Source organism: Caballeronia sp. LZ016, from assembly GCF_031450805.1.
In the GTDB taxonomy this organism is placed as follows: Bacteria; Pseudomonadota; Gammaproteobacteria; order Burkholderiales; family Burkholderiaceae; genus Caballeronia.
Window position 1 is genome coordinate 1389430 of record NZ_JARTVY010000001.1, and the last position, 12730, is coordinate 1402159.

At 64.6% G+C, this 12730-nt stretch carries 17 protein-coding genes and 1 riboswitch; of the genes, 9 read left to right on the top strand and 8 right to left on the bottom strand.

The annotated features are described in order from the left end of the window. Positions 1-20: 20 nt before the first annotated feature. Positions 21-119, top strand: a riboswitch (ZMP/ZTP riboswitch). Positions 120-288: 169 nt separating this feature from the next. From glyA to P9220_RS06675, 7 genes are all read left to right on the top strand, one after another. After that, positions 289-1536, top strand: coding sequence for a serine hydroxymethyltransferase (glyA, locus tag P9220_RS06645; protein ID WP_309764117.1), 1248 nt, complete (start codon positions 289-291; stop codon positions 1534-1536). Between the two features lie 18 nt (positions 1537-1554). Further along, positions 1555-2037, top strand: coding sequence for a transcriptional regulator NrdR (gene nrdR / locus P9220_RS06650; RefSeq protein WP_309764118.1), 483 nt, complete (start codon positions 1555-1557; stop codon positions 2035-2037). A gap of 164 nt (positions 2038-2201) precedes the next feature. Further along, positions 2202-2714, top strand: a complete 513-nt coding sequence (locus P9220_RS06655) for a GspH/FimT family pseudopilin (RefSeq protein WP_404989528.1) — start codon at positions 2202-2204, stop codon at positions 2712-2714. A 25-nt stretch (positions 2715-2739) separates the two neighbouring features. After that, a complete protein-coding gene (locus P9220_RS06660; protein ID WP_309764119.1) occupies positions 2740-3123 on the top strand; it encodes a prepilin-type cleavage/methylation domain-containing protein in 384 nt (127 codons plus the stop codon). Continuing rightward, complete coding sequence (locus tag P9220_RS06665; protein WP_309764120.1) at positions 3120-3896, top strand: PilW family protein; 777 nt, start codon at positions 3120-3122, stop codon at positions 3894-3896. Before P9220_RS06660 ends, P9220_RS06665 begins: the two co-directional genes overlap by 4 nt. Continuing rightward, positions 3893-4408 carry a hypothetical protein gene (locus P9220_RS06670; protein ID WP_309764121.1) on the top strand — a complete coding sequence of 172 codons (516 nt, stop codon included), beginning with the start codon at positions 3893-3895 and terminating at the stop codon, positions 4406-4408. The genes P9220_RS06665 and P9220_RS06670 overlap by 4 nt, the downstream gene beginning before the upstream one ends. Then, on the top strand, positions 4405-4866 hold the full coding sequence (locus P9220_RS06675) for a type IV pilin protein (protein ID WP_309764122.1): 462 nt from the start codon (positions 4405-4407) through the stop codon (positions 4864-4866). The genes P9220_RS06670 and P9220_RS06675 overlap by 4 nt, the downstream gene beginning before the upstream one ends. 5 nt (positions 4867-4871) lie before the next feature. Here the strand turns inward: P9220_RS06675 and P9220_RS06680 are convergent, their stop codons facing one another. The 4 genes from P9220_RS06680 to P9220_RS06695 all read right to left on the bottom strand — a co-directional run bounded on the left by P9220_RS06680 (position 4872) and on the right by P9220_RS06695 (position 7789). Further along, on the bottom strand, positions 4872-5396 hold the full coding sequence (locus P9220_RS06680; RefSeq protein ID WP_309764123.1) for a DUF3318 domain-containing protein: 525 nt from the start codon (positions 5394-5396) through the stop codon (positions 4872-4874). A gap of 54 nt (positions 5397-5450) precedes the next feature. Next, positions 5451-5831, bottom strand: coding sequence for a phage holin family protein (locus tag P9220_RS06685; protein WP_035967860.1), 381 nt, complete (start codon positions 5829-5831; stop codon positions 5451-5453). Positions 5832-6057: 226 nt separating this feature from the next. Continuing rightward, entirely contained in the window at positions 6058-6360 is a 303-nt protein-coding gene (locus P9220_RS06690) for a YqjD family protein (RefSeq protein WP_309764124.1), read from the bottom strand. Positions 6361-6598: 238 nt separating this feature from the next. After that, on the bottom strand, positions 6599-7789 hold the full coding sequence (locus P9220_RS06695) for an acyl-CoA dehydrogenase (RefSeq protein ID WP_309764125.1): 1191 nt from the start codon (positions 7787-7789) through the stop codon (positions 6599-6601). A 115-nt stretch (positions 7790-7904) separates the two neighbouring features. On the opposite strand from P9220_RS06695, the gene P9220_RS06700 reads away from it, so the two are divergent. Then, positions 7905-8705, top strand: coding sequence for an IclR family transcriptional regulator (locus tag P9220_RS06700; protein WP_309764126.1), 801 nt, complete (start codon positions 7905-7907; stop codon positions 8703-8705). 13 nt (positions 8706-8718) lie between these two features. Here the strand turns inward: P9220_RS06700 and kynA are convergent, their stop codons facing one another. From kynA to kynB, 3 genes are read right to left on the bottom strand one after another with little or no spacing between them, the layout of a single operon-like run. Next, positions 8719-9618: a tryptophan 2,3-dioxygenase gene (gene kynA / locus P9220_RS06705; RefSeq protein ID WP_309764127.1), complete on the bottom strand. Its 900-nt coding sequence runs from the start codon at positions 9616-9618 to the stop codon at positions 8719-8721. 11 nt (positions 9619-9629) lie between these two features. Then, on the bottom strand, positions 9630-10880 hold the full coding sequence (gene kynU / locus P9220_RS06710) for a kynureninase (protein ID WP_309764128.1): 1251 nt from the start codon (positions 10878-10880) through the stop codon (positions 9630-9632). Positions 10881-10906: 26 nt separating this feature from the next. Then, positions 10907-11533, bottom strand: coding sequence for an arylformamidase (gene kynB, locus P9220_RS06715; RefSeq protein WP_309764129.1), 627 nt, complete (start codon positions 11531-11533; stop codon positions 10907-10909). A gap of 133 nt (positions 11534-11666) precedes the next feature. On the opposite strand from kynB, the gene P9220_RS06720 reads away from it, so the two are divergent. Beyond that, positions 11667-12173: an Lrp/AsnC family transcriptional regulator gene (locus P9220_RS06720; RefSeq protein WP_309764131.1), complete on the top strand. Its 507-nt coding sequence runs from the start codon at positions 11667-11669 to the stop codon at positions 12171-12173. A gap of 16 nt (positions 12174-12189) precedes the next feature. Here P9220_RS06720 and P9220_RS06725 read toward each other — a convergent pair whose 3' ends face one another. Further along, positions 12190-12702 (bottom strand): flavin reductase family protein, encoded by a 513-nt coding sequence (locus P9220_RS06725; protein ID WP_309764132.1) that lies wholly within the window; start codon positions 12700-12702, stop codon positions 12190-12192. Positions 12703-12730 lie beyond the last annotated feature (28 nt).

Consider the following 12730-nt stretch of genomic DNA (forward strand, 5'->3'; position numbering starts at 1 on the left):
GCCCATTAAACTACAACGCTCAAACCCCGCGTGACTGGCGATAGAATCTTCGGATTCAAGGTGGAACGACCCACTAGGAAGCGCGGAGCGTCGTTTTGCCGTTCGCCTGGGCAGCTGAGATCCGCGCGCCGTCGCTGCGTTGCCGGTGGCTGTCCGTTCCGCGAAACCGGAGTCTTCCCCAATCCGTCGCGTCATGGCACAACCGGTGTCCAGCGTCTTCCGCGTTTGCGTGAAGGGCGCTCCTTCATGCGCGGTCCAGTCAACCTGTTCTGATTTCACGGAAAACGTATGTTCGACAGAGCCGAAAGTACCCTTGCCAAGGTCGATCCCGAATTGCTCAAGGCGATCGAGCAGGAAAACCGCCGCCAGGAAGATCACATCGAACTGATCGCGTCGGAAAACTACACCTCGCCCGCCGTGATGGCAGCGCAGGGCTCGCAACTCACGAACAAGTACGCCGAAGGCTATCCGGGCAAGCGCTATTACGGCGGTTGCGAGTACGTGGATATCGTCGAGCAACTGGCGATCGACCGCGTGAAGCAACTGTTCGGCGCGCAAGCCGCGAACGTGCAGCCGAACTCCGGCTCGCAGGCGAACCAGGGCGTGTTCTTCGCGATGCTCAAGCCCGGCGACACCATCATGGGCATGAGCCTCGCCGAAGGCGGTCACCTGACGCACGGATCGCCCGTCAACATGTCGGGCAAGTGGTTCAACGTGGTGAGCTACGGTCTGAATGAAGCCGAAGACATCGACTATGAAAAGACCGAAGCGCTCGCCAGGGAACACAAGCCGAAGCTGATCGTGGCGGGCGCGTCGGCGTTTGCGCTGCGCATCGACTTCGAGCGGCTGTCGCAGATCGCGAAGAGCGTCGGCGCGTACTTCATGGTCGATATGGCGCACTACGCGGGTCTGGTTGCCGCGGGGCTCTATCCGAACCCGGTGCCGCACGCGGACTTCGTCACGACGACCACGCACAAGAGCCTGCGCGGCCCGCGCGGCGGCGTCATCCTGATGAAGGCCGAGTTCGAGAAGCAGATCAATTCGGCGATTTTCCCCGGCATTCAGGGCGGTCCGCTGATGCACGTCATCGCGGCGAAGGCCGTCGCGTTCAAGGAAGCGCTCGCGCCCGAGTTCAAGACGTATCAGCAAGCCGTGATCGACAATGCGCGCGTGCTGGCCGAAACGCTGGTCAAGCGTGGCCTGCGCATCGTGTCGGGCCGCACCGAAAGCCACGTGATGCTCGTCGATCTGCGCGCGAAGAAAATCACCGGCAAGGCAGCGGAAGCGGCGCTCGGCAATGCGCACATCACGGTCAACAAGAACGCGATCCCGAACGACCCGGAAAAGCCCTTCGTCACGAGCGGCGTGCGTCTGGGCTCGCCCGCGATGACCACGCGCGGCTTCGGCACGAAAGAGGCGGAGATCGTCGGCAATCTGATTGCGGATGTGCTCGACAATCCGGAAGACCAGGCAACGCTCGATCGCGTGCGCGCGCAAGTGGGCGAGCTGACCAAGCGCTTCCCGGTCTACCGTTAACTCGCGAGACGTACGCCAATGCGCTGCCCGTTCTGCCGACACGAAGACACTCAGGTCGTGGACTCTCGCGTGTCGGAGGACGGCGCGGCCATTCGGCGGCGGCGGCGCTGTCCCGCGTGCGACAAGCGTTTCACCACGTACGAGCGCGTCGAACTGGCGCTGCCGTCGGTCGTCAAGAAGGACGGCAGCCGCACGGAGTTCGACCGTCGCAAGATCGTCGCGAGCATGAAGCTCGCATTGCGCAAGCGTCCGGTTGCGGCCGACGCCATCGATGCCGCCGTCGCGCGCATCGAATATCAATTGCTGGGTAGCGGCGAGCGCGAAGTGCAGAGCGAGCGGCTCGGCGAACTCGTGATGAACGAGCTTCGCCAACTCGATACCATCGCGTACGTGCGCTTCGCATCCGTGTATAAGCGCTTCGAAGACGTCTCCGAATTCGAAGACGTGCTCGACGAATTCCGCCGCTCCGCGCCCAAGAAGTCTGCTTCGCGCAAGCGCTGATCCTCGTTTCATCCTTCCCCCCGAGCCGTTCCCTGTTTCCCGAATCCCTCGCGTAGTCTGCCGGGGGCAAAGCCGCGCGAACACTAGGCCGTTCGGCTAATGGCGGCGCGTCTTGCTTCCCGATAGATTCGACCTTCGTTCAACTCGATCGATAAGGGATGCAGATGAACCGCAAATCCATCGCGGGGTTCACGCTCGTCGAACTTTGCGTCGTGCTCGCCGTCATGGCGATTCTCGCGACCTTCGCGACGCCCTCGTTTTTCGCCTGGCAAACGCGCGACCAGGTCGATGCCCGCGCGCGCTCGCTGTTCTCGACGCTCTCGCTTGCCCGCGCCGAATCGTTGCGCCGGGGCGCGCGCATCACGCTATGCCGCATCGACGCCGCGCGGCACTGCCTCGCGTCGGGAAAAAGCTGCGATAACGGCGTCACGGACTGGTCGTGCGGCTGGGCGCTCTTGTCGATCGCGACGGCGTGCCCGCGCTGTTGCGCGCCGAACCTGCCGTATCGTCGATTTCGATTGCCGGCGCGGCGACCGATCTCTCGTTCACGCCGCCTGCCGGGCAGGTCATCGGTGGCTTTCGCAGCTTCGATTTCGCTCCGCGCGGCGCGGATGCCGCGTCGAATACGGCGGCTCGGCGCTGCATCCGGCTCGCAGCAGGCGGACGTCCGCGCATGACGGCGGGGAGCTGCGTGGCACCGGCATGAAGACGCATCAAGCTGGCGATTCGTTGCTCGAAGTCATGATTGCGCTGTCGATTACCGCGATTACTGCGCTCGGCTTCATCGCGCTGCAAAGCGCGCTTGCACGCGGCGCGCGGTCGGCGCTGATGCGCGAGCGTGCCGCGCTCATCGCGGATTCAGTTGTCGAAGGCATTCGGAGCGACGCGGATCGCGCGTCGGTCGTGTCGCAGTGGCAGGCGAGGGCGGCGGCGATGCTTCCGGACGCCGATGTCGCCGTGCAAGACCGCGCCGATGGCGTGCGCGTCGCGACCGTGAGCTGGCGCGCGGACGATCGCACCGATCCTTGTCCCGAGCCGCAGGCGAAGCCGCGCGCGTCGTGCATCGTCGTGGCGTTTGCGCGATGAGTAAGCGTCCCTTCACCACGGGCGGCCATACGCTGCTCGAACTCACGATTTCGCTCGCGCTCGGGCTGCTGATCGTGGTGGCGGCGCTATCGTTATATCGCGGGCAGCGGGCTGCTTTCGAGCGTGCCGCCGATACCGCCCGCATCCACGACGGCGCCGTCGCCGCACTCGAACTCATCGCGCAGCATGTGCAGATGTCGGGCTTCGCATCCACCCGCGCCGATGCGCCGCTGTTCGGCTGCGTGCAAGGCCGCGTAGTCGGCGCGGACACGGCGGCGTCGTGCGAATCGCTGGCGAGCCGCTCGGATGGCCTGCAAGTGCGATACGCGGCGGACGCCGTATCCACGTGGCCCGCATCGACGGGCGCGCCGACCGATTGCCTGGGCCAGGCCGTCGCCGACGACTACGTCACCAATCGCTTCTACGCTAAAGGGGGCACGTCGGCCGGCGAGCCGGAACTGTACTGCGAGGGCGGCGGCAAGCAGGCGCAGCCGCTGGTCGAGGGCATCGAACGCATTCGAATCCAGTACTGGCTGACGGACGCGCCCAGCGCCGTCGATGCCTCGGCGATTCCGCGCGACCGATGGCCCGAAGTCCATGCAATCGACCTGTGCGTGCTCGTGCGTGGCTTCGTCACGCTGAGCAGTCCGAGGACGAGCTACGTCGATTGCAGCGGCGCGAGCGTCATTGCCGATGACGGCCGCACGCGACAGGCCTTCTGGCGGCACGTCGCGATACGCAACGCGGCGGCGAGCAGTCGAGGTCCGGCATGAAGCAGCGATCCAAGTCTCGCGGGGCGGTCCTGCCGATCGTGTTGCTGCTGGCCGCGACGATGCTGGTTACGGCAAGCGCATGGCTGCAGACATCGCTCGTCGCGGCGCGCACGACGATGGCCGCCCGCGAACGCATCCAGGCGTTTGATGCGGCGGACAGCGCGCTTTTGCGTTGCAGCCGCATGCTTTCGGCGGCGTTGCCCGGGACGGGATCGCCGAATCAGGAGCCGGCTCGCTGGCGGCTCAGCGCGTCGTTCGAAGGTGCGTCTGCGGTGGCGATTGCGCCGTTCATCGCGTGGCCTTACGCGATGCGCGCGCCGCAATGTCTGATCGAAGCGTGGACGCGCTCGGGTCAATCCTCGTCGGCGTCGTATCTCGTTAGAGCGCGCGGTTTCGGCGCGCAGCCGCAGTCGGAAGCCTGGCTTCAGATGCGAATCGATTCAGCGGACGGCATCGTCACGCAACACTGGCGGCGCGTCGTCGCCAAGCCATTCTGGGGAGCTTTGCAATGAAGAACCGGCATCGGATACACGCGGGTTTCAGCCTTCTCGAACTGATGATCGCGCTCGGCGTGGCGGCGATTATCGCGACGTTCGGGTTTCCGGCATATCGGACGCATGTCGCGAAGACGCACCGGCTCGATGCGGCGGCGGCGCTTCAGCGCGCGGTGCAGTTCATCGAAACGGCGCGGCTTGCGCAAACCGGGACGGACTCGATTGCGCTGAGCGCCGGTCTGGATCAGGCGCCGTCGACCGGAACGCCGGTGTATCGGCTCGCGCTGCTGCCGGAATCGGCGACGAACGGCGGCTACGCAATCGAAGCCGCGCCCGTCGCATCCGGCGTCATGCAGAACGACGCATGCGGCGTCTTCGTCATCGACGCCACCGGGCTTAGGTCTAACCGCCTAGCCGACGCCGCCGCCCCGCTCGATGCGGCGAAGTCGTCGGCGTGCTGGACGGGGAAGGGATGATGCGCCTAGAAAACGGTCGGATCGACAGCGTTCGTCGACGTTTCCGTGTTCGTCGCCTTCATCTGCTGATAGATGCGCCATGCTTCCCACGCGGCGAGCCCGAGACCGCCCCACTTGAGCAACGGCTTCGCGCCGCGCAGCACCGTGTTACGTACCGGGCGCGTCAGCAAGAGCGAAGCGAGCGAGCCGACCACCGGATACTGTTTGAACAGGAACCCGAACTTTCCGCCGGCCGGGCCGCGGCCGCTCATCATCGCATTGAGCGAAGCGAGCAAACTGCCCATGCCGCCTCCCGCTGCGCCGCGCCTCACCGAGCGGCGCCCGGATCGTCTGCCCGACACCATCAGCCCGATGAGAGGCAGATGCGCGACGGACTCGCGCAGATCGTTCGTCGCCTGGCGCAGCTCCATGCGCTCGACATCGGCGCGAGCAAGCAGCAGTTCCTTGCGCAGCGTGCGCATGTGCGGCGTGCGAAGCTGTTGCTGCACTTCGCGCTTCCCTGCCTTGTTGGTGTCGTCGTGTTGGCTCATGGTCGAACGGGCATGTGTGATTCAGCGTGGACGGGAATTCGTGCGCGTTGCGGATCAGTCGAAGATGTCGCGATCCTTGCGGAATTGATCGAGCGTGTCGTCGAACAGATGCGGCGCACTGCGCAGCTTGCCGCGCGCGCTCAGGCCGCAAATGATCGCGATGACCGCATACAGCAAGGTAATGCCGCCGAGCGCCTGCCAGCGATAGGTGTCCCAAAAGAAAATGGCGATGAGCACCGTCAGGGAAATCAGCGCCATCATGGCGAGCAGCATCGCGGCAAGCCCGAGAAAAAGCACGCCGATCAGCCGTTCTTTCTCTTCTTGCAGTTCGATGCCGATCAGCTCGAGTCGCGTTTCGAAGATCGCGAAAACCGAACTCACGATGCGGCGCAAGGGTCCTTGGGAGGAGTCGCGCGGAAGCCGTTCTGTCGTCATGGTTTGGGTGCGGGGGCGCGTTGGTTGCGGCTTTCATGGTCCCGGCCGGTGCACGAGGCAGCCGGCCGGCGCGAGTGTCGAGCCGCGTACCCGGGCAGGGCGTTCGCGGTTCGGCCTGAGGCGATCCGTCCTGGCCAGTCCGGATCGCGTCGGTTACCCCGTTAGCAAGCGACGGGCCATTGGTTCGGAAACACGGCGCCTGCCGAACGGGGTCCGCCTGAAACGCTTAACGGCGATTGATAAGGAGACCGATGACCATGCCGACGCCGGCCGCGATTCCGATGGACGCCCACGGATGCTCGTGCACGTAATCATCGGTGGCGCGCGCAGCCTTCTTGCCGCGTTCGATCACGACGACTTGCGCATCGGCGGCTTTCTCTCTGGCTTGCTTTAGGCGCGACATCGCGGTTTCACGCAACTCGGAGGCGCGTTCACCCGTTGCGGCAGCGGCTTGCTTGAGAAGGTCTTCGGCGTCAGCGAGTACGCTTTTGATGTCCGACATGAATTGCTCCTTATTGATTTCTGACATTAAAGGCTCCAATCGGTAAGGCTACGGGAATCGTAACCAAAGATGCCATCGCTGACGAGGAGGCTTGGTTGCAGCGCCGAACGTCTGCAGGTTTCGTTCCTGCCCCGTTTAACGGAAAGAGGCGATGAACGGCGCCCACGTGGCTCGACCGTCCGACACTGTTGCAACATGGAGACGATCTGACCCGTAAAAGTTTCAGCGGCCTATCGAAAGTTACAAAAGGCTCACCGGGGGAACGTCAGAAAAACGCCTGAATGCCCGTCTGCGCGCGTCCGAGAATGAGCGCGTGGATATCGTGCGTGCCCTCGTAAGTATTCACGACTTCGAGATTGACGAGATGCCGCGCGACGCCGAACTCATCCGAGATGCCGTTGCCGCCGAGCATGTCGCGCGCGAGGCGTGCGATTTCAAGCGCCTTCCCGCATGAGTTGCGCTTCATGATCGATGTGATCTCGACTGCCGCCGTGCCTTCGTCCTTCATCCGGCCGAGCCGCAGCACGCCTTGCAGCCCGAGCGTGATTTCGGTCTGCATATCCGCGAGCTTCTTCTGGATTAACTGGTTCGCGGCGAGCGGACGCCCGAACTGCTTGCGGTCGAGCGTGTATTGCCGCGCGGTGTGCCAGCAGGCCTCCGCTGCGCCGAGCGCGCCCCACGAGATGCCGTAGCGCGCGGAGTTGAGACACGTGAACGGCCCTTTCAACCCGCGCACGTTCGGCAGCAGGTTGTCTTCCGGGACGAAAACATCGTCCATCACGATTTCGCCCGTAATCGACGCTCGCAAGCCGACCTTGCCGTGTATCGCGGGCGCCGATAGCCCCTTCCAGCCCTTCTCCAGGATGAAGCCGCGAATGTCGTCACGGCCGTCTTCCTCCAGCTTTGCCCAGACGACGAACACATCCGCGATCGGCGAATTCGAGATCCACATTTTCGCGCCCGAGAGCGAATAGCCGTCCTGCACCTTCTTCGCGCGCGTGGTCATGCTCGCCGGGTCGGAACCGGCGTTCGGCTCTGTCAGGCCGAAGCAGCCGATCCACTCGCCGCGCGCCAGCTTCGGCAGGTACTTTTCCTTCTGCGAGTCGCTGCCGAACGCATGGATCGGCACCATGACGAGCGACGATTGCACCGACATCATCGACCGGTAGCCAGAATCGACGCGCTCCACTTCCCGCGCGATCAGCCCGTAGCTGACGTAGTTGAGCCCCGGTCCGCCATATCGCTCGGGAATGGTCGGCCCGAGCAGGCCGAGTTCGCCCATCTCGCGGAAGATCGCCGGATCGGTCTTCTCGTCGCGAAACGCCTGCGTCACGCGCGGCTGCAGCTTGTCCTGCGCGTAGGCGCGCGCGGCGTCGCGCACCATGCGCTCGTCTTCGCTCAATTGCTGATCCAGCAGCAGCGGGTCTTCCCAGTTGAATCGGGCGGCGTCGGCCATGCGGGTTCTCCTGTCATGTCATGTCGATGCATCGCAGATCGGCACGCGACGACGCTTGACGCGCGTTCCGCTGTGCGAAACAATGTTCTGCATTCCATTCCGAGTTTAGCATTCGATGAAACCCGCCAACAGTCGCGAGTCGCCCGCGAGTGCGTCGCGCGGGCCCAGGCACGCTGGCATCGACGAGCGCAAGTTCGTCGTCGCGCTCGCACGCGGTCTCGACATATTGCGCGCATTCCGGCCCGGCGAAACGCTGCTCGGCAATCGCGATTTCGTGCAACGCACCGGCTTGCCCAAGGCCACCGTGAACCGCCTCGCCTATACGCTCGCGACGCTCGGCTACTTGCGCTTCGACGAAGCCGCCGGCAAGTACGCGCTCGACACCGGCGTGCTGTCGCTGGGCTTCGCGCTGCTCGCCGGCGCGGACACGCTCGAACTCGCGCGCCCGCACATGCGCGCCCTGGCGCGCGAGATCGGCGCGGCGGTATCGCTCGGATGCCGCGACGGACTCGACATGATCTATCTGGAAACCATCCGCAGCGAGACGGCGCTGACGCTCGGCCTCGCGCCCGGCTCGCGCCTGTCGATGTTGACGAGTTCGATGGGCCGCGCCTATCTCGCCGCGCAGGAACCAGTGGCGCGCAAGGCGTTACTCGAAGAGCTGGGAAAGGAGGAGGGCGCGGAACGGGCCGAGGCGGCGGCGCGCGCCATCGGCGACTACGCGCGGGATGGCTGCTGCTATTCGTTCCGCGAGTGGCACGACGACGTGAACGCCATCGCCGCGCCGTTCCGCGATGTGCGCAATGGCCGATGGCTCGTGTTGAGCAGCAGCGGACCGGCATCGTCGATGGACGAAGCGTATTTCCGCGACATCATCGGCCCGAAGCTGAAGGCGCTGGCCGCGCGCCTGGCATAGGGCAAAGCGACGATCAGAGCACGGTCCGGACGTGCCAAAGCTCCGGAAACAGCACGACATCGAGCATCTTGCGCAGATAGGACGCGCCCGCCGTGCCGCCCGTGCCCTGCTTGAAACCGATGATCCGCTCGACCGTCGTCACATGGCGGAAGCGCCATTGCCGGAACGCGTCTTCGAGATCGACGAGTTCCTCGGCCATCTCGTACAGCTCCCAGTGTTGGGAAGGATTGCGATACACCGCGAGCCACGCCGCTTCGACGGAGGCATCGTGCGTCGTCGGCTGCGTCCAGTCGCGGTCGAGCCGCTCCGGCGCAATGTCGAAACCGCGTCGCGCGAGCAGGCGGATGACTTCGTCGTAAAACGAAGGCGACTCCAGCGTCTCGCGCACCTGTTCGAGAATCTCGGGCCGATGCGCGTGCGGCTTCAGCATCTGCACGTTCTTGTTGCCGAGCAGAAACTCGATCTGCCGATACTGATGCGACTGGAACCCCGACGACGCGCCGAGATAAGGCCGCATCGCGGTGTATTCGGAAGGCGTCATCGTCGCGAGGACGTTCCACGCTTGCACGAGTTGCTCGAAGATTCGCGATACGCGCGCGAGCATCTTGAACGCGGGCGGCAATTCATCGCGATGAACGGAAGCCAGCGCCGCGCGCAATTCGTATAGCGCGAGCTTCATCCAGAGCTCGCTCGTCTGATGTTGCACGATGAACAGCATCTCGTTGTGATCCGGCGAGAGGGGATGCTGTGCCGTGAGGATCGAATCGAGGCCGAGATAATCGCCGTAGCTCATCGTGTCGGAGAAATCGAGCCTGGCGTCGTGCCAGCCTTCCTTCTCTTTTTGGGCCGCTTCCGCTGCTTCCGTCGATACTGCCGCGCCATGCCCGAACGGACAACCTTTGACTTCGCTCATGTTCTCGATCCTCACGTCACCGATGCCCGCTCGGCGAATTCCGGCGCGCGCCAGCTTTCGGTCGCGAGCACATCGCGCAGCACTTCGACGGCGTCCCACACATCGACGAAGCGCGTGTACAGCGGGGTGAAGCCGAAGCGCAGAATGCGCGGCTCCCGATAATCGCCGATCACGCCCCGCGCGATCAGCGCCTGCATCACTTCATAGCCGTGCGGATGCTCGAAGCTCACCTGCGAGCCGCGCTGCGCGTGATCGCGAGGCGTGGCGAGCGTCAGCGGAAAGCCGGCGCAGCGCGATTCGACGAGCGCGATGAACGCATCCGCGAGCGCGAGCGACTTGCGCCGCAGCGTCTGCATGTCGGTCTGAAGGAAGACATCGAGGCCGCATTCGACGAGCGACATCGAGACGATCGGCTGCGTGCCGCAGAGAAAGCGCGCGATGCCGTCGTCCGGGCGATACACCGGGTCCATTTCGAACGGCTTCTTGTGCCCCCACCATCCGGACAGTGGTTGTGAGAACGCGTTCTGATGCCGCTTCGGCACCCACACGAAACCGGGCGAACCGGGGCCGCCGTTCAGATACTTGTACGTGCAGCCGACCGCATAGTCCGCGCCGACGCCATTCAGATCGACCGGCACCGCGCCTGCCGAATGCGCGAGATCCCAGACCGCGAGCGCGCCCGCGCGATGAATCGTCTCGGTGAGCGCGGCCATATCGTGCATGGCGCCGGTGCGGTAATTGACGTGCGTGATCATCGCGATGGCGGTGTGCTCGTCGATGGCGGCGGGCAAGCTGGCGGCGTCATCGACGAGACGCAGTTCATAGCCGCGATCCAGTTGCTCGATCAACCCCTGCGCAATGTAGAGATCGCTCGGAAAGTTCGAACGTTCGGAGACGATCACCCGGCGCTTCGGATCGCGCTCGTTGGCGAGCTTCAGCGCGGCCGACAGCACCTTGAACAGGTTCGATGAAATCGTGTCCGTGACGACCACTTCGTCTTCGCCTGCACCGATCAGCGGCGCGAGCTTGTTGCCGAGGCGCTTGGGCAGCGCGAACCAGCCTGCGGCGTTCCAGCTTCGGATCAGCCCGTCGCCCCATTCCGCGCCGATCACACTGGCGGCGCGCGCGGCCGCTGCCCTCGGCGGCACGCCGAGCGAATTGCCGTCGAGATAAATCATGCCGTCGGCGAGCGCGAACTGCTTGCGCAGCGGGGCGAGGGGCTCGTCGCGGTCGAGCGTGGCGGCATCGTCACGATGTTTCATCGAAAAGTCCATGTGTTGGCGGATCATCAGGAAAGAGTGCGGAGCACGGCGCGCACGGGGCTTGCATCGAGCGTCGTGAACTTGAGCGGCAGCGCGATGAGTTCGTAATCGCCGGGCGCGACGGCATCGAGCACGAGGCCTTCGAGGATCGCCATGCGATTGGCGCGGATGCGGCGATGCGCGTCCATTGTTTTCGACTCCTGCGGATCGAGCGAAGGCGTGTCGATGCCGACGAGGTGCACGCCTTTCGCCGCCAGCAAGCCGATGGTTTCGGGCGCGACCGCGCAGAACGCGTTGTCCCACGCGTCGAGCGGCGCACGGTCATAGGTGCGCAGCAGAACGCGCGGCGGGGTGTCGTCCAGATAAGCGGCGATCATGTCCGGCGTCACGAGCGGCGTCGCGCCGATGCAGTGCACGACGCGGCACGCGCCGATATACGTATCGAGCGCGACCTCGCCGATCGGCGCGCCGTCGGCGGCGTAGTGGAGCGGTGCGTCGGCGTGGGTGCCGGTGTGCGGTGAAAGCGTGAGACGCGCGACGTTGACGGGCGACCCCGCTTCCATCCGCCAGACGCGCTCGATGCCGACCGGCGTATCGCCCGGCCAGACCGGGGCGCCCTTGGCGACCGGCGCGGAGATGTCGAAAAGCGTCATGGGACGGCCTAGCAGAAAGTGTGGATATGCGTCAAATCATAGCCGTCCGAAACGGAATAGTGATTGCGAAATTACCACCCGAAAACGCTCTGACTAGAACATAATTCGATGAAACGGGCTAGGAGACTCAAAAGTGACCGGATTCACGCTCGATGCAACGGATTGCCGAATTCTGGCGGTACTGCAGGAAGATGGACGGATCAGCAACCTGGACCTGGCGGAGCGCATCTCGCTCTCACCGTCGGCCTGCCTGCGCCGGATGCGGCTGCTCGAAGAGGAAGGGGTCATCGCGAGTTATCGGGCGTGCCTCGACCGCGAGCGGCTGGGCATCGAACTGGAGGCGTTCGTCCACGTTTCAATGCGCAACGACCAGGAGAACTGGCACGAGAAGTTCGCGGCGGCCGTGCGCGAATGGCCGGAGGTCGTCGGCGCGTTCGTCGTCACCGGCGACACGCATTACGTGCTGCGCGTGCTCGCGCACAACCTCAAGCACTACTCCGATTTCATCCTGACGAAGCTGTACAAGGCGCCGGGCGTGATCGACATTCGTTCGAACATCGTGCTGCAGACAATGAAGGACGACGCGGGCGTGCCGGTCGCGTTGATCGACCAGCCGGCGCGCAGTACGCCGCACGCCTGAGCTTCGCCGCTGCCGCTTATTCGAGCGGTCCGACCGTGTGGAATCCCCCCGCCTGAAAGACGAGCGGCGCGATCTCCGGCGCGTTCTCGTGCACGCCGCAGCGTTCCACTTCGCCGACGAAAATGACGTGGTCGCCTTCGTCGTAGCGGCTGCGGTTGTGGCATTCGAACCAGGCGAGCGCGCCGTCGAGCACGGGCATGCCGGTGTCGCCCGCGGCGTGCGAGACGCCGGCGAAACGGTCGCCCTTGACCGTCGCGAAGCGCCGGCAAAGGTCGATCTGCGAGGCGGCCAGCACGTTCACCACGTAATGGCTATTCGCGCGGAACACCGGCATCGACGCCGAGCGCGTCGCGAGACTCCACAGCACGAGCGGCGGATCGAGCGAAACCGAATTGAACGAACTCGCGGTGATGCCGATCAGCTGGCCGGAATCCGTGCGCGTCGTGATGACGGTCACGCCGGTCGCGAACTGGCCGAGCGCGGCGCGAAAGGCTGTCGGGTCGAAATTCGGGGCTTTGGCGCGTGTCATTTGGCAACTGGGCGGGCGAATGTACGGT

Coding starts and splice junctions, on each gene's coding strand:
- kynA (WP_309764127.1), bottom strand. CDS start 9,618: ATGAGCGAAGTCAAAGGTTGTCCGTTCGGGCATGGCGCGGCAGTATCG.
- P9220_RS06680 (WP_309764123.1), bottom strand. CDS start 5,396: ATGAGCCAACACGACGACACCAACAAGGCAGGGAAGCGCGAAGTGCAG.
- P9220_RS06660 (WP_309764119.1), top strand. CDS start 2,740: ATGAAGACGCATCAAGCTGGCGATTCGTTGCTCGAAGTCATGATTGCG.
- P9220_RS06655 (WP_404989528.1), top strand. CDS start 2,202: ATGAACCGCAAATCCATCGCGGGGTTCACGCTCGTCGAACTTTGCGTC.
- glyA (WP_309764117.1), top strand. CDS start 289: ATGTTCGACAGAGCCGAAAGTACCCTTGCCAAGGTCGATCCCGAATTG.
- P9220_RS06665 (WP_309764120.1), top strand. CDS start 3,120: ATGAGTAAGCGTCCCTTCACCACGGGCGGCCATACGCTGCTCGAACTC.
- P9220_RS06690 (WP_309764124.1), bottom strand. CDS start 6,360: ATGTCAGAAATCAATAAGGAGCAATTCATGTCGGACATCAAAAGCGTA.
- nrdR (WP_309764118.1), top strand. CDS start 1,555: ATGCGCTGCCCGTTCTGCCGACACGAAGACACTCAGGTCGTGGACTCT.
- kynB (WP_309764129.1), bottom strand. CDS start 11,533: ATGACGCTTTTCGACATCTCCGCGCCGGTCGCCAAGGGCGCCCCGGTC.
- P9220_RS06700 (WP_309764126.1), top strand. CDS start 7,905: ATGAAACCCGCCAACAGTCGCGAGTCGCCCGCGAGTGCGTCGCGCGGG.
- P9220_RS06675 (WP_309764122.1), top strand. CDS start 4,405: ATGAAGAACCGGCATCGGATACACGCGGGTTTCAGCCTTCTCGAACTG.
- P9220_RS06725 (WP_309764132.1), bottom strand. CDS start 12,702: ATGACACGCGCCAAAGCCCCGAATTTCGACCCGACAGCCTTTCGCGCC.
- P9220_RS06685 (WP_035967860.1), bottom strand. CDS start 5,831: ATGACGACAGAACGGCTTCCGCGCGACTCCTCCCAAGGACCCTTGCGC.
- kynU (WP_309764128.1), bottom strand. CDS start 10,880: ATGAAACATCGTGACGATGCCGCCACGCTCGACCGCGACGAGCCCCTC.
- P9220_RS06695 (WP_309764125.1), bottom strand. CDS start 7,789: ATGGCCGACGCCGCCCGATTCAACTGGGAAGACCCGCTGCTGCTGGAT.
- P9220_RS06670 (WP_309764121.1), top strand. CDS start 3,893: ATGAAGCAGCGATCCAAGTCTCGCGGGGCGGTCCTGCCGATCGTGTTG.